This window comes from Burkholderia sp. B21-005 (genome assembly GCF_020843965.1).
Lineage (GTDB): Bacteria > Pseudomonadota > Gammaproteobacteria > Burkholderiales > Burkholderiaceae > Burkholderia > Burkholderia ambifaria.
Window position 1 is genome coordinate 3,004,763 of record NZ_CP086301.1, and the last position, 25,132, is coordinate 3,029,894.

Consider the following 25,132-nt stretch of genomic DNA (forward strand, 5'->3'; position numbering starts at 1 on the left):
ACTCGCTCACTCAGTTGCGCACCGGCTTGCCGGTCTGCAACATGCCCATGATCCGTTCCTGCGTCTTCTGCGTGCCGAGCAGCTCGACGAACGCACGGCGCTCGAGCGCGAGCAGCCACTGCTCGTCGACGAGGCTGCCGGCTTCGACGTCGCCGCCACACACGGCTTCGGCAATGCGGCTCGCGATCAGGTAGTCGTGATCGCTGATGAAGCGGCCGTCACGCATGTTGACGAGCGATGCCTTGATCGTCGCGATCGCCGAGCGGCCCGCCACCGCCACGTCCTTCGCGCGCAGCGGTGCGCGATAGCCGACGGCGGCCAGCGCACGTGCTTCCTTCTTCGCGGTGTCGAGCAGTTCGAACACGTTGAAGACGATCGTGTCGGACGGCTTCAGGTAGCCCATCGCGCGCGCATCGTGCGCCGACGACGACACCTTCGCCATCGCCGCGTTCTCGAACGACTTCGTGACGAACTTCAGGATGTCGGTGGTCGCGTTCGCGGCCGTTGCCGCCTCCGCCGCGCGCAGCGCCGCTTCCTTCAGGCCGCCGCCCGCCGGCACGAGGCCGACGCCCACTTCGACGAGACCGATGTAGCTCTCGACGTGCACGACGCGCTTCGTGCTGTGCAGCATCAGCTCGCAACCGCCGCCGAGCGCGATGCCCGACACGGCCGCGACGACCGGCACGTTCGCGTACTTCACGCGCAGCATGCCTTCCTGGAACTTCTTCACGAACGGCTCGATGCCCTTCGCGCCGCCCATCATGAACGCGGGCATCGCCTCTTCGAGGTTCGCGCCGGCCGAGAACGGGCCGCCCGGCGTGCCGAGCTTCAGCGACGTCGGCTGCCAGATCACCACGCCCTTGTAATCCTTCTCCGCGAGTTCGATCGCCTGCACGAGGCCGTCGATCACGCTCGGCCCGATCGTGTTCATCTTCGACTTGAACGACACGATCACGACGTCGTCCTCGCCCGCGCGATCATCGACCCACGCACGCACCGCGTCGGTCTCGAACAGCGTCTTGCCGTACGACTTGGGATCGGCGCCGGTTTCGCCGATGAGCGGCGCGCGGAACACTTGCCTGCCGTAGACGGCCAGATCGGAACGCGGCACGAAGCGCTTCGACGCCGGCGCCCACGAGCCTTCGGCCGTGTGCACGCCGCCCTGCTCGGCGACCGGGCCTTCGAGCACCCACGACGGCAGCGGCACGCTCGCGAGCGCCTTGCCGGCCGCGATGTCTTCCTGCACCCACTCGGCGACCTGCTTCCAGCCGGCGGCCTGCCAACCTTCGAACGGGCCTTCGTTCCAGCCGAAGCCCCAGCGGATCGCGAGGTCGACGTCGCGCGCGTTGTCGGCGATCGACTCGAGATGCACGCCGATGTAGTGGAACACGTCACGGAAGATCGACCACAGGAACTGCGCGTGCGGATGATCCGTTTCACGCAGCAGCTTCAGGCGTTCCGCCGGCGGGCGCTTCAGGATGCGGCCGACGGTTTCGTCCGCCTTCGCGCCCGCATCCACGTAGGTGCCCGTCTTCGCGTCGAGCACCTTGATCGCCTTGCCTTCCTTCTTGTAGAAACCACCGCCCGTCTTCTGGCCGAGCGCGCCCTGCTTCACCAGCTCGGCGAGCACGGCAGGCGTCTGGTAGACCGGGAAGAACGGATCGTCGGCGAGGTTGTCCTGCATCGTCTTGATCACGTGCGCCATCGTGTCGAGGCCGACCACGTCCGCGGTGCGGAACGTCGCCGACTTCGCGCGGCCGAGGCGGCTGCCCGTCAGATCGTCGACTTCGTCGAAGCGCAGGCCGAACTTGGCTGCTTCGGTGATCACCGCGAGGATCGAGAAGATGCCGACGCGGTTCGCGATGAAGTTCGGCGTGTCTTTCGCGCGCACGACGCCCTTGCCGACGATGCTCGTCAGGAACGTTTCGAGCTGGTCGAGGATGTCGGGACGCGTATGCGCGGTCGGGATCAGCTCGACGAGGTGCATGTAGCGCGGCGGGTTGAAGAAGTGCACGCCGCAGAAGCGCGACTTCAGTTCGTCCGAGAAACCTTCGGACAGCTTGGTGATCGACAGGCCCGACGTGTTGGTCGCGAAGATCGCGTTCGGTGCGATGTGCGGCGCGACCTTCTTGTACAGGTCATGCTTCCAGTCCATCCGCTCGGCGATCGCCTCGATCACGACGTCGCACTCGGCGAGTTTCGCGATGTCGTCTTCGTAGTTCGCTGCCTCGAGGTACTTCGCGTCGTCCTTCACGCCGAACGGCGCGGGCGACAGCTTCTTCAGGTTCTCGATCGCCTTCAGCGCGATCGCGTTCTTCGGGCCTTCCTTGGCCGGCAGGTCGAACAGCAGCACCGGCACGCGCGCGTTGACGAGGTGGGCGGCGATCTGCGCGCCCATCACGCCGGCGCCCAGCACGGCGACCTTGCGAATCAGGAAATTGCTCACGGGATGTCTCCGGATAGTGTCGTGCAGCGCGGGTTGTGAGGGCTGCACGGCGAAGTGAGTACCAGGAACCGTTGCGTCGGGGCGGCGCGCGGCGCGCACCGCCCCGACTCGCATCAGAACAGCGATTCGTCGACTTCCATCAGCGTCTTCGAACCGGCGCGCGCGGCGCGGATCGTCGCTGCCGTCTCAGGCAGCAGGCGCGCGAAGTAGAAGCGGGCCGTCGCGAGCTTCGACTTGTAGAACGGGTCTCCGCTACGGTCGCCCGACGCTTCCTTGTCGAGGGCGAGGCGCGCCATGCGCGCCCAGAAGTACGAGAACACCAGATGGCCGACGGTGCGCAGGTACGGCACGGCGGCGGCGCCGACTTCGTCCGGGTTCTGCATCGCCTTCATGCCGATTTCCATTGTCAGCTTCTGCACCTTGTCGCCGATGTCGGCGAGCGGGTTGATGAACTCGGCCATCTCCGGCTTCACGCCTTCGGCTTCCGCGAATTCGGTGACGAGCTTGCCGAACTTCTTCAGCTTCGCACCCATGTCGCCGAGCACCTTGCGGCCCAGCAGGTCGAGCGACTGAATCGAGTTCGTGCCTTCGTAGATCATGTTGATCCGCGCGTCGCGCACGTACTGCTCCATGCCCCACTCGGAGATGAAGCCGTGGCCACCGTAGATCTGCATGGCGTGGTTGGTCGACTCGAACGCGTTGTCGGTCAGGAACGCCTTGATGATCGGCGTGAGCAGCGCGACGAGGTCGGCCGCTTCCTTGCGCACCGCTTCGTCACCGTGCGACAGTTCCTTGTCGATCTGCAGCGCGGACCAGTACGTGAAGGCGCGCGCGCCTTCCGCGTAGGCCTTCTGCGTGAGCAGCATGCGGCGCACGTCCGGGTGCACGATGATCGGGTCGGCCGGCTTGTCCGGTGCCTTCGGGCCCGTCAGCGAGCGCATCTGCAGGCGTTCCTTCGCGTACGTCAGCGAGTTCTGGTAGGCGACTTCCGTCAGGCCCAGGCCCTGCATGCCGACGCCGAGACGCGCGGCGTTCATCATCACGAACATCGCGTTGAGGCCCTTGTTCGGCTCGCCGACCATCCAGCCCTTCGCGTTGTCGAGGTTCATCACGCACGTCGAGTTGCCGTGGATGCCCATCTTGTGCTCGATCGAGCCGCACTTGATGCCGTTGCGCTCGCCCGGCTCGCCCGCGGCGTCCGGCACGAACTTCGGCACGATGAACAGCGAGATCCCCTTCGTGCCTTGCGGCGCGTCCGGCAGGCGCGCGAGCACGAGGTGGACGATGTTCTTCGACATGTCGTGCTCGCCGCTCGAGATGAAGATCTTCGTGCCGCTGATCGAGTACGAGCCATCGCCGTTCGGCTCGGCCTTGGTGCGCAGGATGCCGAGGTCGGTGCCGCAGTGCGGCTCGGTCAGGCACATCGTGCCCGTCCATTCGCCCGACACGAGCTTCGGCAGATATTGCTGCTGCAGTTCCGGCGCGCCGTGCGCGTGCAGGCATTCGTAGGCGCCGTGCGACAGGCCCGGATACATCGTCCACGCCTGGTTCGCCGAGTTCAGCATTTCGTAGAGCGCGTTGTTCACGAACGCGGGCAGGCCCTGGCCGCCGTAGTCCGGATCGCAGCCGAGCGCCGGCCAGCCGGCCTCGACGTACTGCCGATACGCTTCCTTGAAGCCGGTCGGGGTCTTCACGACGCCGTCGCCTTCATACGTGCAGCCTTCGCGGTCGCCGACCTGGTTCAGCGGGAACAGTACCTCGGAGCAGAACTTGCCCGCCTCCTCGAGAACCTGGTTGATCGTGTCGGCGTCGAGGTCCGCATGCCGCGGCATTTGCTTGACCTCGGCTTCGACGTTCAGAAGCTCGTGCAACACGAATTGCATGTCGCGCAGCGGCGCGGCGTACTGTCCCATGACTCTCTCCAAAGGTGGGCAAAACGGCTCGAGCTCCTGGCGGGCGGTTCACGCGCCGCTAACGGCTCTCGCTCTGATACGAAACGATCGTCTTTTCCAGCGCGGCCCACGTGAGGCGCACGGCATCCGGCGAATGCAGGAATCGTGCGTCGTGATGCAAACCGAGCGTGAAGCTGTACAACTCGAAGAGCATCAGGTCCGGATCGGTATCCGCACGCAGATGGCCTTCTTCCTTCGCCTGCGAAATGGCACGCAGCATCGCGGCACGCCAGGCCGTCACGCTTGCGATCAACTGCTCGCGCACGGGGCTGTCAGGCCGGTCGTCGTACTCGACGGCTCCGCTGATGTAGATGCATCCGGTCGTCACCTCCTGGATGCGCTTCTCCGTCCAGCGAGCCAGCATCGCCCGAAGGCGCGGCAAGCCTCGCGGCTCGCGCAGGCTCGGAAAGAACACCTCGTTTTCGAAACGATGGTGATATTCGCGGACGACCTCGACCTGGAGGTCTTCGCGCGATCCGAAGTGCGCGAACACACCGCTCTTGCTCATCTGCATGCGCTCGGCCAGCAGGCCGATCGTCAGCCCCTCCAGCCCGTCACGGCTGGCGAGGTCCAAAGCAGCTTCGAGTATCGCGGCACGCGTCTGTTCGCCTTTTCGCATAGCTTTTTCTTAACCGTTCGGGGGGGTCGAATAAAATCGAACGGCCGTACTATTATTGAGTGCGGCCGCTCGCGAAACAAGGAAATTATTAGAAACCGGTGTCTAACCGAGCCGCTATTTTGCGCGATTCCGGCGGGACCGGAGCGGCTTTTCCGCACGAACGTGCGGACAGATTTTTTGAAGCGAATGCTTAGTCGTAACCGCCGACCGTCAACGCCTTCATCACGACGCGGTACGTGTTGTACGCAAGCCAGTTCAGCATACGCTCGATGCGCGGCCGGGCGGCGTACCGGGTGGCGTCGATTTCGCGGCCTTCGGCGAACGCGATCGTGATCGCGTCGCGCAGCTCGTTGGTGAGCGCATCGTAGCGCACCAGCACGACATTGGCCTCATTGTTGAGCATCAGGCTCAGCGCGTCCAGATTCGACGAACCGACCGTCGCCCAGTTGTCGTCGATCACGGCGACCTTGCCGTGCAGGATCGTCTTGTCATATTCCGCCACGCGCACGCCCGCGCGCAGCAGTGCGTGATACAGGAAAGGCACGGCCGTATCGAGCGCGGTGAACTCGTTGCGGCCGATCAGGATCCGCACGTCGACGCCGCGCCGCGCGGCACCCGTCAGCGCACGGCGCAGCTTGCGGCCCGGCATGAAATACGGATTCGCGAGCAGGATCCGCTGACGCGCCTGGCCGATTGCGGCGAGATACGCCTTCTCGATCGCGCGGCGGTTCACGACGTTGTCGCGCGCGACGAACGCGACGCTCGGCTCGGTGACGACCCGCAGCGCACCGGCCTTGATCCATCGGTGGCTGCGCATCCAGCGCCGGAACATGTCCGGGAACGCCTCGCCGCCGTGCAGGCCGGCCGCGTACTGCGCGTACGGCTTGTGGCCGAACTGGATGCGGTGCCACTGCAGCTCGAACGCCGCGCGCACGTCCGACACCGCCGGCCCGGCCATCTCGACCGCGAAGTCCCAGCGCGGATACGGCAGCGTCGCGCTGCCCTGCGTGAAGTCGTCGACGATGTTGATGCCACCGCAGTACGCGACCGCCTGATCGATCACCGCGAGCTTGCGGTGCGTGCGCGAGAAGCCGAAGCGGCCGAACAGGAAGCGGTTGTAGATGCAGTGCTCGACGCCGGCGTCGGCCCACGTGTCGAACAGCGGCAGGCGCGCGGTGCCGATGCCGTCGGTGATCACGCGCACGCGCACGCCGCGCTGCGCCGCGCGGATCAGCGCATCCGACACCGGGCGGCCGGCCGCATCGTCGCAGAAGATGTAGGTTTCGAGCATCACCTGCTCGCGCGCCGCATCGATCCGCTCGATCAGCGCGTGGAAGAATTCGCCGCCGGTCGTGCACAGTCGCACCGTGTTGCCTGCCGTGAACGCGAGCCGCGACGCGGAGCCGCGTTCCTGCAGGAACATCTGCCGCAATTGCGCGAAGCGCTTGCGGGTTTCCGCATTCATGCGGACGAGCCGTGCGGCGCCCGCGCGAGCGACACGCGCACGGGCAGTTGCAGGATCGCCTCGGCGTTCGACGGCGAGTAGCAGCGCGCGGCCGCTTCGCGGTACGGCAGCCACGCGTGGTCGACATGCTCGCGCGGCGACAGCGTCACGTCGACGCGGTGCGGCACGCACAGGCCGAACCAGTGCTCGACGTTGCGCGTGACGCCCGGCGCATAGCGATGCAGGTATTGCGGATAGATCGTGTATTCGATCCGGTGGTGCCAGTCGATCAGCGCGGAGGCCGGCACGTCGTGCGTACCGACCGAGATGCCGGTTTCCTCGGCGACTTCGCGCGCGGCTGTGAGCGCGAGCGGCTCGTCGAGCGCGTCCTTCGATCCGGTCACCGATTGCCAGAAATCGGGCTGGTCGGCGCGCTTGATCACCAGCACGTCGAGTTCGGGCGTGTAGATCACGACGAGAACGGATTCGGGAATTTTCGGCGGCTTCGTCATCTTTGTTTCATGCGACACAGGGCCGTGCGCCGGGCCTGTGCCCGAACGTGCGGCAAGTGGTGCGACTGTACCGCAAAAAACGAAACAGGCGCATCGCGGCGCCTGTTTCGTTGGGCGTCGTGCGCGCGTCGCCGCGCACACGACCTGCGACAGGCGTTACGCCTTCGGCTGTTCCGGCTGACGCAGACGGATGTGCAGTTCGCGCAGCTGACGCTCGTCGACCGGGCTCGGCGCCTGCGTGAGCAGATCCTGCGCACGCTGCGTCTTCGGGAACGCGATCACGTCGCGGATCGAGTCGGCACCGGCCATCATCGTGACGATGCGGTCGAGACCGAACGCGATACCGCCGTGCGGCGGCGCGCCGTACTGCAGCGCGTCCAGCAGGAAGCCGAACTTCAGCTGCGCTTCTTCCGCGCCGATCTTCAGCGCGCGGAACACCTTGCTCTGCACTTCCTCGCGGTGGATACGCACCGAGCCGCCGCCGATTTCCCAGCCGTTCAGCACCATGTCGTACGCCTTCGCGAGGCAACGGCCCGGATCGGTCTCGAGGTATTCGAGGTGCTCGTCCTTCGGGCTCGTGAACGGGTGGTGCGCCGCGACGTAGCGCGCGTCTTCGTCGTCGTATTCGAACATCGGGAAATCGACGACCCACAGCGGCTTCCAGCCGGCCTGGACGAGGCCGTTCGCCTTGCCGAATTCCGAATGGCCGATCTTCAGGCGCAGCGCGCCGAGGCTGTCGTTGACGACCTTCGCGCGGTCGGCCGCGAAGAAGATGATGTCGCCGTCTTCAGCACCGGTGCGCTCGAGGATCGCCGCGATCGATGCGTCGTGCAGGTTCTTGACGATCGGGCTCTGCAGGCCGTCGCGGCCCTTCGCCTTCTCGTTGACCTTGATCCATGCGAGGCCCTTCGCGCCGTAGATGCGCACGAATTCCGTGTAGCCGTCGATGTCGCCGCGCGACAGCTCGCCGCCCTTCGGCACGCGCAGCGCCGCGACACGGCCGTCCTTCGCGTTGGCCGGCGTGCTGAACACCTTGAAGTCGACGTCCTTCATCGCGTCGGTCAGCTCGGTGAATTCGAGCTGCACGCGCAGGTCCGGCTTGTCCGAACCGAAACGCGCCATCGCTTCCGAGTACGGCATCACCGGGAATGTCGCGTCGAGTTCGACGTCGATCGTCGTCTTGAAGATGTGACGGATCATGTCTTCGAACAGGTCACGGATTTCCTGCTCGCCGAGGAACGACGTCTCGCAGTCGATCTGCGTGAATTCCGGCTGGCGGTCGGCGCGCAAGTCTTCGTCGCGGAAGCACTTGGTGATCTGGTAGTAACGGTCGAAGTTCGCGACCATCAGCAGCTGCTTGAACAGCTGCGGCGACTGCGGCAGCGCGAAGAACTGGCCCGCGTTCACGCGCGACGGCACGAGGTAGTCGCGCGCGCCTTCCGGCGTGCTCTTCGTCAGCATCGGCGTTTCGATGTCGATGAAGCCCTGCTCGTCGAGGTACTTGCGCGCTTCGATCGCGACGCGGTAGCGCAGGCGCAGGTTGTGCTGCATCTGCGGACGGCGCAGGTCGAGCACGCGGTGCGTGAGGCGCGTCGTTTCCGACAGGTTGTCGTCGTCGAGCTGGAACGGCGGCGTGACCGACGCATTCAGCACGTTCAGTTCGTGACACAGCACTTCGATCTTGCCGCTCTTCAGGCCGGCGTTGACCGTGCCTTCCGGACGGTTGCGCACGAGACCCTTGATCTGCACGCAGAACTCGTTGCGCACGCCTTCGGCGGTCGCGAACATTTCCGCGCGATCCGGGTCGCACACCACCTGCACGAGGCCTTCACGATCGCGCAGGTCGATGAAGATCACACCGCCGTGATCGCGGCGGCGCTGCACCCAGCCGCACAGCGACACGGTTTGGCCCAGCAGGTGTTCGGTCACGAGACCGCAGTATTCAGTACGCATCGACATGATGTTTGCTTTCGTTCGGTTTGATCAACGGGTGCCGCAACGCGCGGCCCGGGCGATGATTCTTTACTTACAGCGGCGGCTCGACGGGGCGGCGGGCGGGCACCGGAGCCGGCGCCGAAGGCGCCACGACGCCCATCGAGACGATGTACTTGAGCGCGGCATCGACCGACATGTCGAGTTCGATGACTTCGCTCTTCGGGAGCATCAGGAAGAAGCCCGACGTCGGGTTCGGTGTCGTGGGCACGTACACGCTCACGTACTCTTCCGTCAGATGGTTGACCACGTCGCCGCCGGGCGCGCCGGTCAGAAACGCGATCGTATACGAGCCGCGACGCGGGTATTCGATCAGCAGCGCCTTGCGGAACGCGTTGCCGCTGCTCGACAGCAGCGTGTCCGACACCTGCTTGACGCTCGTGTAGATCGGCCCGACGACCGGGATGTGACGCACGACCGCGTTCCACCACGTGACGAGCTTCTGGCCGATGAAGTTCTGCGTGGCCAGCCCGACGACGAAGATGAACGCGAGCGTCAGCACCGCGCCAAGCCCCGGCAAGCGGAAGCCGAGCGCCCGCTCCGGCTGCCACGATTCGGGCAGCAGCAGCAGCGTCTGGTCCATCGTGCCGATGATGAGACCGAGCACCCACAGCGTGATCGCGAGCGGGACGAGAACCAGCAGGCCGGTCAGAAACACCGATTTCAGGGTCGTCTTTTTCATCATCTGCCGTCAATGAACCGCGCCGGAAGCGCGGTGTGGACGCGGCCCGGACGGACCGCGACTGTCAACTGCCGGCGGCGGGCGCCGCAGCCGGGGCCGGCGCGGCGCTCGTCGTCGTACTCTCGGAACTCGTGGCGGCTGCCGCCGGCGCCGCGGCGGCAGGTGCCGCAGCTCCTGCATCGCCCGTCGCCGTCGACGGCGCGCTGGTGCCGCCCGAGCCACCGCGGAAATCGGTGACATACCAGCCGGAGCCCTTCAGCTGGAAGCCGGCGGCGGTGACCTGCTTGCGAAAAGCATCCTTCCCGCATTCGGGGCACTGCGACAGCGGCGCATCGCTCATCTTCTGGAGCATGTCCTTGGCGAAACCGCACGCTTCGCATCGATAGGCGTAGATCGGCATGATATTTTTCCCGCGGAAACTGGAAACGGCTTGCAAAACCTTGAATTATATCCGAAACCCAGGCGCGCTCCGGCAACGGCCGCGACGCCCGGCTTCAGCGACGGCGCCACGTGAGCCAGCGCTCGTGCCCTTCGAACACGGCCAGCGAATCGGTCACGGGCAGATCCTCGATCAGCTCGAAGTGCGGCGCGAGCAGCGCATCGAGTTCGGCACGCTCGATGCCGAACGGCGGGCCCTTCGGTTTCTTCGCCACGAAGAAATAACCGGCCAGCAACGCGCCGGCGGGCAGCAGTTCGGCCATCCGCGCCGCATAGCCGGCGCGCAGGCTCGGCGGCAGCGCGCACAGGAACGCGCGCTCGTACATCCACTGCACGTCGAACGGCGGCCGGTACATGAAGAAATCGGCCTGCTCGACGACGTCCGCATGCGCGCCGAGCTGCGCCTTCGCGGCCGCCACCGCCTGCGCGGCGAAATCGATCGCGCGCACGGGCCAGCCGGCCTGCGCGAGCCAGCCGGCCTCCCGCGCACTGCCGCAGCCGGGAATCAGCACCGCGCACGGCCCGAGCCGCTGCGCAAACGCGCGAAACCCGTCCGGCACGCCGCTGAATTCCCACGGCGTCACGCCGCGCGCGAAACGCTCGTCCCAGAACGATGCATCGCCGGGGTCGCGCGTCGCGAAATCGGCGGCGCCCGGCGCGGACGGCTGTTTCGGTTCGGACATCGCGCGGCTCCTTTCGGTCACGCGCCGTACGCGAGCGCGAGCAGCACGCGGGCGACGAGCGCCCCGACGCCGACGGCAAGACCGAAGATCAGCAATGCCTGCAACAGCCGGTTGGTCCGTTTCTGCTCGACGAGGACCTGACGCATCAAGTCCTCGCTCGCCGCACGCGGCGCATCGTGGCGCGCCGCCATCGCGTGGTGGATCAGGCGCGGCAGTTGCGGCAGCGTCTTGCTCCATTGCGGCGCCTCGACCTTGAAACGCTCGTACCAGCCGCGCAGGCCGATCTGCTCGGTCATCCAGCGCTCGAGATACGGCTTCGCGGTCTTCCACAGGTCGAGTTCGGGGTCGAGCGAGCGGCCGAGCCCCTCGACGTTCAGCATCGTCTTCTGCAGCAGCACGAGCTGCGGCTGGATCTCGACGTTGAAGCGGCGCGACGTCGAGAACAGGCGCATCAGCACCTGGCCCAGCGAGATGTCCTTCAGCGCGCGGTCGAAATACGGCTCGCACACCGCGCGGATCGCGCTTTCGAGTTCCTCGACGCGCGTCTCGGGCGGCACCCAGCCCGATTCGAGGTGCAGCGTCGCGACGCGGTGGTAATCGCGCTTGAAGAACGCGAGGAAGTTCTGCGCGAGGTAGTTCTTGTCGAAATCCGACAACGCGCCGACGATCCCGAAATCGAGCGCGATATAGCGACCGAAAGTCTTCGGGTCGAGACTCACCTGGATGTTGCCCGGGTGCATGTCCGCATGGAAGAAACCGTCGCGGAACACCTGCGTGAAGAAGATCTCGACGCCTTCGCGCGCGAGCTTCTTGATGTCGACGCCCGCGGTGCGCAGCGTCTCGACCTGGCTGATCGGCACGCCGGTCATGCGCTCCATCACCAGCACCTGCGACGTCGAGAAATCCCAGAACATTTCGGGCACGAGCAGCAGGTCGAGGCCCGCGAAGTTGCGGCGCAGCTGGCTGCCGTTCGCGGCCTCGCGCATCAGGTCGAGCTCGTCGTGCAGGTACTTGTCGAATTCGGCGACGACTTCGCGCGGCTTCAGGCGCCGGCCGTCGGCCCACATGCGCTCGGTCCACGTCGCGATGTCGCGCATCAGCGCGAGGTCGGAATCGATCACCGACAGCATGTTCGGGCGCAGCACCTTGACCGCGACGGCCTTGCCCGCGTGCACGCCCTGCTTCAACTTCGCGAAATGCACCTGCGCGATCGACGCGCTCGCGATCGGCTCGCGCTCGAATTCGTCGAACAGCTCGTCGACCGGCGCGCCAAGCGACTTCTCGATGATCGCTATCGCGACAGCCGAATCGAACGGCGGCACCTGGTCCTGCAGCTTCGCGAGTTCGTTCGCGAAATCGACCGACAGCAGGTCGCGGCGCGTCGACAGCACCTGGCCGAACTTCACGAAGATCGGGCCGAGGCTTTCGAGCGCGTGACGCAGCCGCACGGCGGGCGGATCGGAATAGCGGCGGCCGATCGTCGTGATCCGCAGCAGCAGCTTCACGCGCCGGTCGTCGATCCGGGACAGCATCACCTCGTCGAGGCCGAAGCGGATGACGGTGTAGACAATCTTGATGAAACGGAAAATGCGCATGCCCTGCGGCCCTCAGTGCGCGCCGCGCGGGCCGGAACCCGTGCGCGCGCCGATTTTTTGTTCGAGTCGCTCGATCCGTTTTTCGACCCGCGCGAGCGCATCGCGCGCACGCGCCAGTTCGGCGTCGAAGCCGCCGAGCACCGTGCGCCGAACGACTTGCGGGTTCTCGTCGAGCCAGTACTCGGCGACGGAATCGAGCACGTTGCGGCCGGTGCGGCGCGCGCGCGCGCCGGCGTCGCGCACGACCGTCGCGATCCGGTGCGCCGCCGCGTCGCCGACCAGCTTCGCGAGATCTTCTTCAGGTTCCCAGCGCAGGTGCTCGGCCAGCTTCGCGATCTGCGTCGCGAACTCCGCGTCGCCCTCGATCTTCACGTGCTTCATCACGGCGGGCTGGCCGCCCTGCAGGAATGCGGCGACCGTGTCGCCCGCGAGCGCGATCGACACGTCGACGTGTTGCGCATCGTGCGCGTCCACCGCGGACAGATAACCGTCGGGCTGCACGAGCAGCGTGAGCGTGACGGGCGGCACGTCGAGCCGAGCGGTCTTGCCCGCGTAGGGGATCAGGCGGTCGCGCGCCCACGATTCGCGCGCGAGCAGGTGATTGACAGCAGCAGCAAAAGGCTTGGCGGCAAAGGTCATCGGGCTGGGAAAGAAAAACCCGCGCAGGCCGGGCGCCTACGCGGGTTTCTATTGTAACGTCGGATCGTCGGCAGACCGCGGCCAACCGCACACCCGGGCGGCAAGCGGTCGCAGTGCGGCGACCATCGCCCGGGCAGCCGGCAAGCCGGCCGCCGGTCACGCTCAGTGCGTGTTGATCTGCTGGATACCCGCGAGCAGCCAGCCCTGGCTGCCCGACTTCGACAGGTTCCACACCTCGTCGAGCGGCGCGGCCGGCGCATTCGCCGACTCGCGGATCAGCCCGTGGAAGCGCACGCTCGCCGACTGCTCGATACCGCGATCCTCGATCGCGACCAGCTCCGCGTCGAGCTGCACGACATCGGTCTGGTTCGCGTCGTTGCCGCGCGAATCGAGATCGATCTTGATCTCGGCGAACATTTCCGGCGTCGTGAACTCGCGGATGTCGGCCAGGTTGCCCTGGTCCCATGCCGCCTGCAGGCGCACGAAGTAGACCTTCGCGCTACGCAGGAACGCTTCGGTGTCGAAGCCGGCCGGCACCTGCAGCGGTGCGGCCGCCATCGCGCCCGCCGCACCGGCAGCCGCTGCGCCGCCGCCGAACACGCCTTGCGCTTCGTTCGCATAGCTGCTGCCGCTGCCCGCATAGTTGTTGCCGGTGCTGCCCTGCTGGAACGACGGGCTTTGCGAGTAGCTGCCCGACGACGATGCCGAGCCGCCGACCGAATACGCCGGCTCCTGCGAACGGCGGCGGTTCATGAACTTGCGAACCAGCCAGATGCCGACCATCGCGAGCAGTGCGATCACGATGACGTTCGCCATCATGCTGGCGAACGCGCCGCCCAGGCCGAAGTGCGACAGCAGCGCCGCGATGCCGAGGCCGGCCGCGAGACCGGCGATCGGGCCGAGCCAGCGCGAGCGGTTCGGCTGCGCGGCCGGCGCCGGTGCGGCCGGGTTCGCGCGCTGCGCCTGCGCCGGTGCGGCCTGCTGCATCGGCTGCTGCGCGGGCGGCGTGGCCTGGCGCTGCGTGACGGTGGAATTCTGACGGCCGATGCTGCGCCCGCCGCCCATGCGCTTGGCCTCGGCGTCGAGCGATGCGAACGTGCCGGCCGTGAGCAGGCCGACCATCAGCAGCGTGCCGGCCCGTCGAGCCCACGGCTTCGACGGCTTGCTACGGTTGAACAACGAACGCGATGCGGACATCAGCTTCTCCAAATGTAAGGCGAATGTATGGGAAGAACCCCTTAGTACTTGGTTCCTAGGTGTAAAGCTACCACGCCACCTGACAAATTGTAATATTTGACGGCATCGAGGCCCGCTTGTTCCATCATCGTCTTCAGCGTGTCCTGATCGGGGTGCATCCGGATAGATTCAGCAAGATACCGGTAACTTTCAGCATCTTTCGCGAACTTGTCGCCAAGCCACGGTAATACTTTGAAAGAATACAGATCGTACGCTTTTTTCAGCGGATCCCACACTTTCGAGAATTCCAGCACCATCACGCGGCCGCCGGGCTTCGTCACGCGGCGCATCTCGGCGAGCGCGGCGTCCTTGTGCGTCATGTTGCGCAGCCCGAACGCGACCGTGACCACATCGAAGTAGTTGTCCGGAAAGGGCGTTTTCTCAGCGTCGCACAGCAGCGACGGCGTCACGATGCCCTTGTCGAGCAGCCGGTCGCGGCCGACGCGCAGCATCGATTCGTTGATGTCGGTATGCCAGACTTCGCCCGTCGGCCCGGCCGCCTTCGCGAACGACTTGGTCAGGTCGCCCGTGCCGGCCGCGATGTCGAGCACCTTGAAGCCGGGGCGCACGTTCGCCTGCGCGATCGTGAATGCCTTCCACGCGCGGTGCATGCCGGCCGACATCAGGTCGTTCATCAGATCGTAGTTGCTCGCGACCGAATGGAACACGCCCGCCACTTTCTTCGCTTTTTCGGTTTCCTCGACGCTTTCGAAGCCGAAGTGGGTTTTACTCATCGCGTTGATCCTCAGTAAATGGCAAGACGGCGCCGAGCGGGCGCCGTCGCTTTCAGTGGCAGTGGCCGTGCGGCGCGGGTGCCGCCTGCATCGGCGCGTCGCGCTCGACGCCCGCCGCCTTCAGTTTGTCGAAATAGTCGCGCCACAGCGCGTCCTGCTGCGTCGCCAGTTCGTACAGCAGATCCCACGAGTAGATGCCGGTCGAATGGCCGTCGGAGAACGTCGGCTGCAGCGCGTAGTTGCCCACGCCCTCGAGCGCGGTGATCGTCACCTCGCGCTTGCCGGTCTGCAGCGTCTCCTGGCCGGGCCCGTGGCCGCGTACTTCGGCCGACGGCGAATAGACGCGCATCAGCTCGAACGGAATCCGGAAGTTCTCTCCGTTCGGGTACTGCAATTCGAGCACGCGCGACACCGCGTGCACGACGACGCCGGACGGAATCGGCGTCGTGGAAGTCAAACCGCTCATGGCTGCCTCGGATCGGTCGTTCGTTGAATTTCCTCGCGCACCGCATTGTGCAGCAGCGAGGCCTGCGCCGCGCGCGAGCGCAGCAGCGCCTCGGACACGCTGCGCTGGCGCGGCGCCCACACGGGCTGCGGGAAATGGGCGTCGTTCGAGAAGCGCGGGATCACGTGCCAGTGCACGTGCGGCACCATGTTGCCGAGGCTCGCGAGATTCACCTTGTTCGGCTGCATCACGCGGCGCACGGCACGCTCCACCGCGTACACGATGCGCATCAAATGTGCCCGCTCGGGCTCGCCGAGATCGGAGAACTCGGCCACGTGCGCGCCCCAGATCACCCGACAGAAGCCCGGGTAGTCGTGCTCGCCCGCCGCGAGGACGACGCGCAGCATGTCGTCCTGCCAGAGCACCTCGCCGCCGTCTTCACGGCAAAACACGCATTCCATCGTCGCTCCCATGTGGACGGGCGCCGGCGCTGGTGCGCCGGCGCCCGCTCATCCCAAGCCCGGCCGGGCGGTCGTCATGCCCGCATTAGACCAGCACGCGCTCGATCCCGCCATTGTTCGCGTGGGCGACATAGTCGGCCATCCAGTTCTCGCCGAGCACCTGGCGCGCGATTTCGACCACGATGTAGTCGGCCTCGACGTTCGCGTCCTCGTTGTAGCGCGACAGGCCCTGCAGGCACGACGGGCAGCTCGTCAGGATCTTCACGTCCGGGCCGTTCGCGGCCGCGGCCGGCGCCGGCGCGTTGCCGGCCACGACCGGGATGCTGCGCAGCTTCGCGGCACCCTTGCGGATTTCCTCTTCCTTGCGGAAGCGGACCTGCGTGGAGATGTCCGGACGCGTGACCGCGAGCGTGCCCGATTCGCCGCAGCAGCGATCGTTCTTCTCGATCTTGTAGCCGTCCTTCTCCGCGCCCATCAGCTCGTTGACGAGCTTGACCGGATCCATCGTCTTGATCGGCGTGTGGCACGGGTCGTGATACATGTAGCGCGTGCCCGTCACGCCGTCGAGCTTCATCCCCTTCTCGAGCAGGAACTCGTGGATGTCGATGATCCGGCAGCCCGGGAAGATCTTGTCGAATTCGTAGCCTGCAAGCTGGTCATAGCAGGTGCCGCACGACACGACCACCGTCTTGATGTCGAGGTAGTTCAGCGTGTTGGCGACCCGGTGGAACAGCACGCGGTTGTCGGTGACGATCTTCTCGGCCTTGTCGTACTGGCCCGAGCCGCGCTGCGGATAACCGCAGCACAGGTAGCCCGGCGGCAGCACCGTCTGCACGCCCGCTTCCCACAGCATCGCCTGCGTCGCGAGGCCGACCTGCGAGAACAGGCGCTCGGAGCCGCAGCCCGGGAAGTAGAACACCGCTTCCGAATCGACCGTGGTCGACTTCGGGTTGCGGATGATCGGCACGATCTTGTTGTCCTCGATGTCGAGCAGCGCGCGCGCCGTCTTCTTCGGCAGGTTGCCCGGCATCTTCTTGTTGACGAAGTGGATCACCTGCTCGACGACAGGCGGCTTGCCGACCGTCGCCGGCGGGTGCTGCGTCTGCTTCGTCACGACCTTCTTCAGCATGTCGTTCGCGAAGCGCTGCACCTTGTAGCCGACGCCCATCATCGCGCCGCGCGCGATGTTGATCGTCTGCGGGTTGGTCGCGTTCAGGAAGAACATGCCCGCCGCATTGCCGGCGTTGAATTTCTTCTTGCCCATCTTGCGCAACAGGTTGCGCATGTTCATCGTGACGTCGCCGAAGTCGATCTTCACCGGGCACGGCGTCGCGCACTTGTGGCACACCGTGCAGTGGTCGGCCACGTCGTTGAACTCGTCCCAGTGCTTGATCGACACGCCGCGGCGCGTCTGTTCCTCATACAGGAACGCCTCGACCAGCAACGAGGTCGCGAGGATCTTGTTGCGCGGGCTGTACAGCAGGTTCGCGCGCGGCACGTGGGTCGCGCACACCGGCTTGCACTTGCCGCAGCGCAGGCAGTCCTTCACCGAATCGGCGATCGCGCCGATGTCGGACTGCTGCATGATCAGCGACTCGTAGCCCATCAGCCCGAAGCTCGGCGTGTACGCGTTGCGCAGGTCGGCGCCGTCGAGCAGCTTGCCCTTGTTGAAGCGGCCGTGCGGGTCGACGCGCTGCTTGTACGCGCGGAATTCGGCGATCTCGTCGTCGGTCAGGAACTCGAGCTTCGTGATGCCGATCCCGTGTTCGCCGGAGATCACGCCGTCGAGCGAGCGCGCGAGCTTCATGATGCGTGCGACCGACGCGTGCGCGTCCTGCAGCATCTCGTAGTTGTCGGAGTTGACCGGGATGTTGGTGTGGACGTTGCCGTCGCCCGCGTGCATGTGCAGCGCGACGAACACGCGGCCGCGCAGCACGCGCTTGTGGATCGCCTGCGCTTCGTCGAGGATCTGCTTGAACGCGCCGCCATTGAAGATCGCGCGCAGCTCCGCGCGGATCTCCTGCTTCCACGAGATGCGGACCGTGCGGTCCTGCGTGATGTGGAACACGGTCGCGCCCGGCTGCTCGTCCGCCCGATCGGCGAACTTCTCGGCGAGCGCCTCGTAGCCGAGCTGCACGAGGTAGTGCTGCGCCTCGCGCAGCGGCTGGTCGAGCCGGTCGCGCACGAATTCCCAGCGTGCACGCACGCGCTTGAGCAACTCCAGCGCCTGCTGGACGCGATCCTCGAGCAGTTCGGCGCTCGGGATCTCGTTCGCGTCGTCGGTCTTGCCGAGCGGCAGGTTGCCGGCGCGGAAGAACGCCTCGAGCGCGTCGACCAGTTGCAGCTTGTTCTTCAGCGACAGCTCGATGTTGATCCGCTCGATGCCGTCGGTGTACTCGCCCATCCGGTTCAGCGGGATGACGACGTCCTCGTTGATCTTGAACGCGTTCGTGTGCTTCGCGATCGCGGCCGTGCGGCTGCGGTCGAGCCAGAAGCGCTTGCGCGCCTCCGCGCTGACCGCGACGAAGCCTTCGCCGCTCTTGCCGTTCGCCATCCGGATCACTTCGGACGTCGCTTGCGCGACCGCATCGGCGTCGTCGCCGACGATGTCGCCGATCAGCACCATCTTGGGGAAGGCGTTGCGCTTGCTCTTGGTCGCGTAGCCGACCGCGCGCAGGTAGCGCTCGTCGAGGTGCTCGAGGCCCGCGAGGATCGCGCCGCCCTGCTTCGACGTCTCGAACAGGTAGTCCTTGATTTCGACGATGCTCGGGATCGCCTCGCGCGCCTGGCCGAAGAATTCGAGACAGACGGTGCGCGTGTGCGCGGGCATCTTGTGCAGCACCCAGCGCGCGGACGTGATCAGCCCGTCGCAGCCTTCCTTCTGCACGCCCGGCAGGCCGGCGAGGAACTTGTCGGTGACGTCCTTGCCGAGGCCTTCCTTGCGGAACCGGCGGCCTTCGATCTCGAGCATCTCGCTCTTCAGCAGCTTCTCGCCCGGCGCATACGCGCCGTCGAACCACTTCAGCTCGAAGCGAGCGACCGGGATGTCGTGGATCTTGCCCTGGTTGTGCTCGTGGCGCGTGACTTCGAGCCAGTTGCCGTCCGGGTCGACCATCCGCCACCAGGCCAGGTTGTCGAGCGCGGTGCCCCACAGCACGGCCTTCTTGCCGCCGGCGTTCATCGCGACGTTGCCGCCGATGCACGATGCATCGAGCGAGGTCGGATCGACCGCGAACACGTAGCCGGCCGCTTCGGCCGCTTCCGTCACGCGGCGCGTGACGACGCCCGCGCCGGAGAAGATCGTCGGCACCTTGTGCGCGACGCCCGGCAGTTCGGTGAGCTCGACCGCGCCGAGCTGTTCGAGCTTCTCGGTGTTGATCACCGCGGAGAACGGCGTGAGCGGCACCGCGCCGCCCGTGTAGCCGGTGCCACCGCCGCGCGGGATCACGGTCAGGCCGAGCTCGAAGCAGGCCTTGATCAGTGCCGCGATCTCGGCTTCGGTATCGGGGGTCAGCACGACGAACGGGTATTCGACGCGCCAGTCGGTCGCATCGGTCACGTGCGACACGCGCGACAGCCCGTCGAAGCGGATGTTGTCCTTCTGCGTGCAGCGGCCGAGCGCCTTGGTCGCGCGGCGGCGCAGGTCGGCCATCTTGTCGAATTCGTCGGCAAATTCGTCGACCGCGCGCTGCGCGGCGGCCTCGAGCATTTCGACACGTCCCGCGCGTTCGCGGCCCGCGTCGTCGTGGTGCGCGGTGAGGTCGGCGCGGCGGCGCTTGCCGATCTCGGTCAGACGGTGGTTCAGCGCCTCGATCAGGAGCGCGCGGCGCTTCGGGTTGTCGAGCAGGTCGTCCTGCAGGTACGGGTTGCGGCGCACGACCCAGATGTCGCCGAGCACTTCATACAGCATCCGTGCCGAGCGGCCCGTGCGGCGTTCGGCGCGCAGCTCGTCGAGCACCGACCACGCCTCCGCGCCGAGCAGGCGGATCACGATCTCGCGGTCGGAGAAGGACGTGTAGTTATAGGGAATCTCGCGCAGTCGGGGCGCGGGTTCGGCGGCGACGGCGGCGGCCGCGCCATGCGGATCGAAAACTTGTGGTGCGTTCATGTTCGGACGACTCGGAGGGCCGATACACCGTGCACGGGCGTCGGCAAGCGCGTAGGCGCAATCTTGGGGAAATCTGTTCTGGTGCCAGGCGCGCGACTATCTCGCATGGGGCCGGAGCGGGTCTGGACTCACCGTTCCGGGTTGGCAGGGCCTGGCGGCACTCGGAGCCATCAGCACGATCGCGCGCGGCGCGCATGCCGCTCCGCCGCAGGGCTGGCTGCGCGCGGCGTCGGCTTCAACGGGGCGATCCGAGGGTGCCTCTGCATCTTCCGATCCTTGATTCAAAACAGAATTCTAACCCATGATCGGCCCGTCCGTGACAGGCCGGACAGGTCGTGGGGCTTTCGCCGCAACCCGCACCAGGCCTGGTTCGGCACGATTTCGCGGCGGCATTTGCCGTCCGTCCGGTCGGTAACCATGCGGTTAAGCCGGTAAACAGGGACGCGTCGCGCGGCAAACACGCCCGCCGGCGCGGTTTCGCGACGGGGCGCCCGGCATGCCGCTTGCATGCGGGCGGACCCTTGGCGCTATCATTGATCCTTTACCGTCTGCTTCCGCACCGCACGCGAGCGCCCATGGCATCCCACGATTACCTGAAGAAAATCCTCACCGCGCGCGTCTACGACGTCGCGCTCGAGACGGAACTCGAACCCGCCCGCAACCTGTCGGCCCGGCTGCGCAACCCCGTGTACCTGAAGCGCGAGGACAACCAGCCGGTGTTCTCGTTCAAGCTGCGCGGCGCGTACAACAAGATGGCGCACCTTCCGGCCGACGCGCTCGCGCGCGGCGTGATCACGGCATCGGCCGGCAATCATGCGCAGGGCGTCGCGTTCTCGGCGGCCCGGATGGGCATCAAGGCGGTGATCGTCGTGCCCGTCACGACGCCGCAGGTGAAGGTCGACGCGGTGCGCGCGCACGGCGGCCCGAGCGTCGAGGTGATCCAGGCGGGCGAGTCGTACAGCGATGCGTACGCGCACGCCGTGAAGGTACAGGCCGAACGCGACCTCACGTTCGTCCACCCGTTCGACGATCCGTACGTGATCGCCGGCCAGGGCACGATCGCGATGGAAATCCTGCGGCAGCACCAGGGCCCGATTCACGCGATCTTCGTGCCGATCGGCGGCGGCGGCCTCGCGGCCGGCGTGGCTGCGTACGTCAAGGCGGTGCGGCCGGAGATCAAGGTGTTCGGCGTGCAGGCCGAGGATTCGTGCGCGATGGCGCAGTCGCTGCAGAAAGGCGAGCGCGTCGAGCTGAGCGAGGTCGGGCTGTTCGCGGACGGCACCGCGGTGAAGCTGGTCGGCGAGGAAACCTTCCGGCTCTGCCGCGAATTCCTCGACGGCGTCATGACGGTCGACACCGACGCGCTGTGCGCGGCGATCAAGGACGTGTTCCAGGATACGCGCAGCGTGCTCGAGCCGTCCGGCGCGCTCGCGGTCGCGGGCGCGAAATGCTACGCGGAACGCGAAGGGATCGAGAACCAGACGCTCGTCGCGGTCACGTCCGGCGCGAACATGAACTTCGACCGGATGCGTTTCGTCGCTGAACGCGCGGAAGTCGGCGAGGCGCGCGAGGCCGTGTTCGCGGTCACGATCCCCGAGGAGCGCGGCAGCTTCAAGCGCTTCTGCTCGCTCGTCGGCGAACGCAACGTCACCGAGTTCAACTACCGGATCGCCGATGCGCAAGCCGCGCATATCTTCGTCGGCGTGCAGATCAAGCGGCGCGGCGAATCGGCCGAGATCGCCGCGAATTTCGAGTCGCACGGCTTCAAGACCGTCGACCTGACGCACGACGAGCTGTCGAAGGAACACATCCGCTACATGGTGGGCGGCCGCTCGCCGCTCGCGCTCGACGAACGCCTGTTCCGCTTCGAATTCCCGGAACGGCCGGGCGCGCTGATGAAGTTCCTGTCGTCGATGGCGCCGGACTGGAACATCAGCCTGTTCCATTACCGCAACCAGGGTGCGGACTACAGCTCGATCCTCGTCGGGCTGCAGGTGCCGCAGGCCGATCGCGCCGAGTTCGAACGCTTCCTCGCGGCGCTCGGCTATCCGTATGTCGAAGAGAGCGCCAATCCGGCGTACCGGCTCTTCCTGTCGTAAAGGCTTCGTGCAATGAATCCCGAACACTCCCCGCTCGGCAAGGCCACCGTCTATGCCGCCCAGTACGACGCGTCGCTGCTGTTCCCGATCCCGCGCGCCGGCGCGCGCCAGCAGCTCGGCATCACGTCGGCGCCGCCGTTCTTCGGCACCGACATCTGGAACGCGTACGAACTGTCGTGGCTCAACGCGCGCGGCAAGCCGCAGCTCGCGGTCGCGACGTTCTACGTGCCGGCCGAATCGCCGAACATCGTCGAATCGAAGTCGTTCAAGCTGTATCTCGGCTCGTTCGCCCAATCGAAGTTCGACTCGGTCGACGCGGTGCGCGACACGTTGAAGCGTGACGTGTCGGCCGCGTGCGGCGCGAGCGTGTCGGTGCAGCTCGTGTCGCCGCACGACTTCGGCAAGCTCCAGATGGAAGAGCTCGACGGGCTGTCGCTCGACCGGCTCGACCTCGACACCGACGTGTACGAACCGGATCCGTCGCTGCTGTCGGCCGCCCAGGACGAAGCGCCGGTCGAGGAGACGCTCGTGTCCGACCTGCTGCGCTCGAACTGCCCGGTCACCGGCCAGCCCGACTGGGGCAGCGTGCAGATCCACTACGTCGGGCCGCAGATCGACCATGCGGGCCTGCTGCGCTACATCATTTCGTTCCGCAATCACACGGGCTTTCACGAGCAGTGCGTCGAGCGCATCTTCCTCGACATCCTGCATGCGTGCAAACCGTTGAAGCTGGCGGTGTATGCGCGCTATACGCGCCGCGGCGGGCTGGACATCAACCCGTTCCGCACGAATTACAACCAGCCGATGCCGGATAATGCGCGGACCGCGCGGCAGTGAAGGCGGCCTGCGCCGCCGCAGTTCACGGCACGCGAGGCAACCACGAAAAAGAGCAGCCCGGCCGGGCTGTTTTCAATGCAAGGAGAAGCGCAGCCGGCCCCCGGTCATCCGCTCACCGGACGCTCCGAAAGGATCTCCACTAGGCGCAACAGGTAGCCGTCGGGGTCCTGCACAAGCATCTCGATCTGGCCGTGCTCGATATCGTCCTGTCGGTACCAGGACACTCGCGGTTCGACAAACAGCGCCACGCCTGCGCTGCGGGTCCGGTCAAGGATGGGATCAAGCGAATCAACCTCGATCTGAAGATTGATCCCGCGCCCGAACGGCCGTTCCAGCCGGCCGATCAGCCAGCCGTCCCGGCTGTACTGCTCGAGCATGAGTTGAGCCCGCCCGATTTCAAGATACGCGAACCCGTCTTCCGGACGCTCGAAGCGAATCCTGAATCCCAACACGTCACGATAGAAGCGAACGCTTTCGGCCAGGTCCGAGCAGATCAGCTCCGGTACCAGGGCAGCCCATTCCATGCTTTTCCTCTCGGTATGGCCAGGGGCATACTACGGAAACGGGCGGGATGCATTGTGGCGGTCGCTGCCTCGATACGCGCCGAAACCTGCCCTTTCACTACAGTGCGGCCAATCGTGCGGCATCCCATCTTCCTTCGACGGCCGCACGATGCAGCATCGCGAGCGTAATCGCTTCCCGCTTGAAGTCGTGTGGCTTTCGAAGCACCCATCGCTGGAATAGCGAATAGAGCAACCCCTCGCCTTCCATCAAGAAATACCGGTGGAAATCGAAATCGCCCGTGTCAACGGCAAACCGCTCAAAATAGCGTCCCATGAAGTCATTGGCTTCATCGCCGGTTTGCCCCAGATCTTCCCAGAGACGAGTGCCGGCGGAGAGCGGCTTCGACGGGCCGAGCCCTACCTCCGACCTGGCAAAGGCTTCGATCTCGTCCCAACTCACGTTTTCCATCAGAACACCCTATCCTCAGGCTTGACGAGGCCGTTGTATCGGAAGACGGTGCCGCGAACGATCCCGAACACGTCGCGCGCAAGCAGCGTCCAGCCGAGGCCCGGAACGGCACGCCCCACGAATACACTGAGCTTGCGCGTCAGGATGATGCGAAACGACTTGATACTTTGAAGCGTCACGGTTGGCAGAATCTTCCTGCCGAGCTGGTAGCGAAAAATCGAGCGAGCCATCACGGATGCTACGGACGTCCCTTTCGTCGCGCCGCCGAATTTTTGCCGCGTTGGCAAAACGGGCCATCCGGCCAGAATCAGGATCACGGCTTCGACATCGTCGATCCCGATCCGCGCGCATGTCTCTTCCACTGCGACGAAAAAGAAAAGCTCGGCGGGCGTGAGATCCGCATGAACGCCGTAGCGGTATGTATTGCTCGTCATGATTCGATTTCACAAAATCGTTGATCGGAATGACAACCATACCCAGCGATCCACCTGATTTGCCCTATCGAAAATCATCGACGCTATTCGAGTACTACGCGGCAATCACCACCGCCGCCCGCCTGACGGACGTATCGCGTCGCGCTCTCGTCGCGAAGATTCTATTCAAAGTGTGAAAATCCGGCACCACTCGCATCAATAGCGAACGTATTTCCACGCGCATTATCGCGACTGTCACGAGACGTGACACTCGCGATACCAAGCGCCGGCGACGCATCGCTTCCGCCACAACACAACAAGGCCGGCGCACGCCAATGCACCGGCCTTGTTGTAGAGTCTTTTCCCTTGCCGCGTTACTTCGCCGGCGCCTTGTAAGCGATGCAGTCGACCTCGACCTTGCAGTCGATGACCATGCTCGACTGCACGCACGCGCGTGCCGGCGGATGCTCGCCGAAGTACGACACGAACACCTTGTTGAACGACGCGAAATCGCGTGCGTCGTCGAGCCACACGCCGCAGCGCACAACGTGCTCGAGGCCGTAGCCGGCTTCCTTCAGGATCGCGATCACGTTCTCGATCGTCTGCTTCGACTGCGTGACGATCCCGCCTTCGACGACCTCGCCGTTCACCATCGGCGTCTGGCCCGACACGTACAGCCAGCCGTCGGCCTCGACCGCGCGTGCAAACGGCATCACCTGGCCGCCGGTACCCTTCGCTTCGCCCACGCCATATCGCTTCATCGTTTCACTCCTGGTTTGTCGACCGGCATCGGCACGTCAGCGCCCGCGCCAGCCCATGCAACGC

Annotated in this window: 22 protein-coding genes; 2 read left to right on the forward strand and 20 right to left on the reverse strand. The window is 65.8% G+C overall.

Annotated elements, in window-relative coordinates:
* Window positions 1-10 precede the first annotated feature (10 nt).
* The 16 genes from LMA02_RS14000 to LMA02_RS14075 all read right to left on the reverse strand — a co-directional run bounded on the left by LMA02_RS14000 (window position 11) and on the right by LMA02_RS14075 (window position 19,986).
* Window positions 11-2,446, reverse strand: coding sequence for a 3-hydroxyacyl-CoA dehydrogenase/enoyl-CoA hydratase family protein (locus tag LMA02_RS14000; protein ID WP_228905658.1), 2,436 nt, complete (start codon window positions 2,444-2,446; stop codon window positions 11-13).
* Window positions 2,447-2,559: 113 nt separating this feature from the next.
* A complete protein-coding gene (locus tag LMA02_RS14005; RefSeq protein ID WP_228905660.1) occupies window positions 2,560-4,359 on the reverse strand; it encodes an acyl-CoA dehydrogenase C-terminal domain-containing protein in 1,800 nt (599 codons plus the stop codon).
* A 58-nt stretch (window positions 4,360-4,417) separates the two neighbouring features.
* On the reverse strand, window positions 4,418-5,017 hold the full coding sequence (locus LMA02_RS14010) for a TetR/AcrR family transcriptional regulator (RefSeq protein WP_006751498.1): 600 nt from the start codon (window positions 5,015-5,017) through the stop codon (window positions 4,418-4,420).
* 190 nt (window positions 5,018-5,207) lie between these two features.
* Window positions 5,208-6,482 (reverse strand): cardiolipin synthase ClsB, encoded by a 1,275-nt coding sequence (clsB, locus tag LMA02_RS14015; protein WP_228905662.1) that lies wholly within the window; start codon window positions 6,480-6,482, stop codon window positions 5,208-5,210.
* Window positions 6,479-6,973, reverse strand: a complete 495-nt coding sequence (gene nudB / locus LMA02_RS14020; RefSeq protein ID WP_228905665.1) for a dihydroneopterin triphosphate diphosphatase — start codon at window positions 6,971-6,973, stop codon at window positions 6,479-6,481. Before nudB ends, clsB begins: the two co-directional genes overlap by 4 nt.
* A gap of 156 nt (window positions 6,974-7,129) precedes the next feature.
* Window positions 7,130-8,932, reverse strand: coding sequence for an aspartate--tRNA ligase (aspS, locus tag LMA02_RS14025; RefSeq protein WP_011657896.1), 1,803 nt, complete (start codon window positions 8,930-8,932; stop codon window positions 7,130-7,132).
* A 67-nt stretch (window positions 8,933-8,999) separates the two neighbouring features.
* On the reverse strand, window positions 9,000-9,650 hold the full coding sequence (locus LMA02_RS14030; RefSeq protein WP_006751501.1) for a DUF502 domain-containing protein: 651 nt from the start codon (window positions 9,648-9,650) through the stop codon (window positions 9,000-9,002).
* 61 nt (window positions 9,651-9,711) lie between these two features.
* Window positions 9,712-10,047, reverse strand: coding sequence for an FmdB family zinc ribbon protein (locus LMA02_RS14035; RefSeq protein WP_228905666.1), 336 nt, complete (start codon window positions 10,045-10,047; stop codon window positions 9,712-9,714).
* Between the two features lie 94 nt (window positions 10,048-10,141).
* Window positions 10,142-10,768, reverse strand: a complete 627-nt coding sequence (locus LMA02_RS14040) for a TPMT family class I SAM-dependent methyltransferase (protein WP_228905672.1) — start codon at window positions 10,766-10,768, stop codon at window positions 10,142-10,144.
* A gap of 17 nt (window positions 10,769-10,785) precedes the next feature.
* The gene (ubiB, locus tag LMA02_RS14045) at window positions 10,786-12,363 is read right to left on the reverse strand and encodes a ubiquinone biosynthesis regulatory protein kinase UbiB (protein WP_228905674.1); all 1,578 of its coding nucleotides are present in this window, start codon (window positions 12,361-12,363) and stop codon (window positions 10,786-10,788) included.
* Between the two features lie 12 nt (window positions 12,364-12,375).
* On the reverse strand, window positions 12,376-13,002 hold the full coding sequence (locus LMA02_RS14050) for a ubiquinone biosynthesis accessory factor UbiJ (RefSeq protein WP_175730449.1): 627 nt from the start codon (window positions 13,000-13,002) through the stop codon (window positions 12,376-12,378).
* Window positions 13,003-13,164: 162 nt separating this feature from the next.
* The gene (locus LMA02_RS14055; protein WP_228905678.1) at window positions 13,165-14,199 is read right to left on the reverse strand and encodes a Tim44 domain-containing protein; all 1,035 of its coding nucleotides are present in this window, start codon (window positions 14,197-14,199) and stop codon (window positions 13,165-13,167) included.
* A 41-nt stretch (window positions 14,200-14,240) separates the two neighbouring features.
* Window positions 14,241-14,972 carry a bifunctional demethylmenaquinone methyltransferase/2-methoxy-6-polyprenyl-1,4-benzoquinol methylase UbiE gene (ubiE, locus tag LMA02_RS14060; RefSeq protein WP_006751940.1) on the reverse strand — a complete coding sequence of 244 codons (732 nt, stop codon included), beginning with the start codon at window positions 14,970-14,972 and terminating at the stop codon, window positions 14,241-14,243.
* A gap of 52 nt (window positions 14,973-15,024) precedes the next feature.
* Window positions 15,025-15,438: a gamma-butyrobetaine hydroxylase-like domain-containing protein gene (locus LMA02_RS14065; RefSeq protein WP_011657903.1), complete on the reverse strand. Its 414-nt coding sequence runs from the start codon at window positions 15,436-15,438 to the stop codon at window positions 15,025-15,027.
* The gene (locus LMA02_RS14070; RefSeq protein WP_166725169.1) at window positions 15,435-15,878 is read right to left on the reverse strand and encodes an HIT family protein; all 444 of its coding nucleotides are present in this window, start codon (window positions 15,876-15,878) and stop codon (window positions 15,435-15,437) included. Before LMA02_RS14070 ends, LMA02_RS14065 begins: the two co-directional genes overlap by 4 nt.
* Before the next feature lie 85 nt (window positions 15,879-15,963).
* Window positions 15,964-19,986 carry a DUF3683 domain-containing protein gene (locus tag LMA02_RS14075; protein WP_228905680.1) on the reverse strand — a complete coding sequence of 1,341 codons (4,023 nt, stop codon included), beginning with the start codon at window positions 19,984-19,986 and terminating at the stop codon, window positions 15,964-15,966.
* Between the two features lie 575 nt (window positions 19,987-20,561).
* Between LMA02_RS14075 and ilvA the strand changes: the two genes are divergently transcribed.
* Window positions 20,562-22,085: a threonine ammonia-lyase, biosynthetic gene (gene ilvA / locus LMA02_RS14080; protein ID WP_166725167.1), complete on the forward strand. Its 1,524-nt coding sequence runs from the start codon at window positions 20,562-20,564 to the stop codon at window positions 22,083-22,085.
* Window positions 22,086-22,097: 12 nt separating this feature from the next.
* The gene (queF, locus tag LMA02_RS14085; protein WP_228905681.1) at window positions 22,098-22,922 is read left to right on the forward strand and encodes an NADPH-dependent 7-cyano-7-deazaguanine reductase QueF; all 825 of its coding nucleotides are present in this window, start codon (window positions 22,098-22,100) and stop codon (window positions 22,920-22,922) included.
* A gap of 104 nt (window positions 22,923-23,026) precedes the next feature.
* Here queF and LMA02_RS14090 read toward each other — a convergent pair whose 3' ends face one another.
* The 4 genes from LMA02_RS14090 to LMA02_RS14105 all read right to left on the reverse strand — a co-directional run bounded on the left by LMA02_RS14090 (window position 23,027) and on the right by LMA02_RS14105 (window position 25,068).
* Window positions 23,027-23,446 carry a bleomycin resistance protein gene (locus tag LMA02_RS14090; RefSeq protein ID WP_228905682.1) on the reverse strand — a complete coding sequence of 140 codons (420 nt, stop codon included), beginning with the start codon at window positions 23,444-23,446 and terminating at the stop codon, window positions 23,027-23,029.
* 97 nt (window positions 23,447-23,543) lie between these two features.
* A complete protein-coding gene (locus LMA02_RS14095; protein ID WP_228905683.1) occupies window positions 23,544-23,894 on the reverse strand; it encodes a DUF1493 family protein in 351 nt (116 codons plus the stop codon).
* Window positions 23,894-24,328, reverse strand: coding sequence for an STM2901 family protein (locus tag LMA02_RS14100; RefSeq protein WP_228905684.1), 435 nt, complete (start codon window positions 24,326-24,328; stop codon window positions 23,894-23,896). Before LMA02_RS14100 ends, LMA02_RS14095 begins: the two co-directional genes overlap by 1 nt.
* A 353-nt stretch (window positions 24,329-24,681) precedes the next feature.
* A complete protein-coding gene (locus tag LMA02_RS14105) occupies window positions 24,682-25,068 on the reverse strand; it encodes a RidA family protein (RefSeq protein WP_006751946.1) in 387 nt (128 codons plus the stop codon).
* Between the last annotated feature and the right edge of the window lie 64 nt (window positions 25,069-25,132).

Coding starts and splice junctions, on each gene's coding strand:
- LMA02_RS14005 (WP_228905660.1), bottom strand. CDS start 4,359: ATGGGACAGTACGCCGCGCCGCTGCGCGACATGCAATTCGTGTTGCAC.
- LMA02_RS14010 (WP_006751498.1), bottom strand. CDS start 5,017: ATGCGAAAAGGCGAACAGACGCGTGCCGCGATACTCGAAGCTGCTTTG.
- clsB (WP_228905662.1), bottom strand. CDS start 6,482: ATGAATGCGGAAACCCGCAAGCGCTTCGCGCAATTGCGGCAGATGTTC.
- nudB (WP_228905665.1), bottom strand. CDS start 6,973: ATGACGAAGCCGCCGAAAATTCCCGAATCCGTTCTCGTCGTGATCTAC.
- aspS (WP_011657896.1), bottom strand. CDS start 8,932: ATGTCGATGCGTACTGAATACTGCGGTCTCGTGACCGAACACCTGCTG.
- LMA02_RS14030 (WP_006751501.1), bottom strand. CDS start 9,650: ATGATGAAAAAGACGACCCTGAAATCGGTGTTTCTGACCGGCCTGCTG.
- LMA02_RS14035 (WP_228905666.1), bottom strand. CDS start 10,047: ATGCCGATCTACGCCTATCGATGCGAAGCGTGCGGTTTCGCCAAGGAC.
- LMA02_RS14040 (WP_228905672.1), bottom strand. CDS start 10,768: ATGTCCGAACCGAAACAGCCGTCCGCGCCGGGCGCCGCCGATTTCGCG.
- ubiB (WP_228905674.1), bottom strand. CDS start 12,363: ATGCGCATTTTCCGTTTCATCAAGATTGTCTACACCGTCATCCGCTTC.
- LMA02_RS14050 (WP_175730449.1), bottom strand. CDS start 13,002: ATGACCTTTGCCGCCAAGCCTTTTGCTGCTGCTGTCAATCACCTGCTC.
- LMA02_RS14055 (WP_228905678.1), bottom strand. CDS start 14,199: ATGTCCGCATCGCGTTCGTTGTTCAACCGTAGCAAGCCGTCGAAGCCG.
- ubiE (WP_006751940.1), bottom strand. CDS start 14,972: ATGAGTAAAACCCACTTCGGCTTCGAAAGCGTCGAGGAAACCGAAAAA.
- LMA02_RS14065 (WP_011657903.1), bottom strand. CDS start 15,438: ATGAGCGGTTTGACTTCCACGACGCCGATTCCGTCCGGCGTCGTCGTG.
- LMA02_RS14070 (WP_166725169.1), bottom strand. CDS start 15,878: ATGGAATGCGTGTTTTGCCGTGAAGACGGCGGCGAGGTGCTCTGGCAG.
- LMA02_RS14075 (WP_228905680.1), bottom strand. CDS start 19,986: ATGAACGCACCACAAGTTTTCGATCCGCATGGCGCGGCCGCCGCCGTC.
- ilvA (WP_166725167.1), top strand. CDS start 20,562: ATGGCATCCCACGATTACCTGAAGAAAATCCTCACCGCGCGCGTCTAC.
- queF (WP_228905681.1), top strand. CDS start 22,098: ATGAATCCCGAACACTCCCCGCTCGGCAAGGCCACCGTCTATGCCGCC.
- LMA02_RS14090 (WP_228905682.1), bottom strand. CDS start 23,446: ATGGAATGGGCTGCCCTGGTACCGGAGCTGATCTGCTCGGACCTGGCC.
- LMA02_RS14095 (WP_228905683.1), bottom strand. CDS start 23,894: ATGGAAAACGTGAGTTGGGACGAGATCGAAGCCTTTGCCAGGTCGGAG.
- LMA02_RS14100 (WP_228905684.1), bottom strand. CDS start 24,328: ATGACGAGCAATACATACCGCTACGGCGTTCATGCGGATCTCACGCCC.
- LMA02_RS14105 (WP_006751946.1), bottom strand. CDS start 25,068: ATGAAGCGATATGGCGTGGGCGAAGCGAAGGGTACCGGCGGCCAGGTG.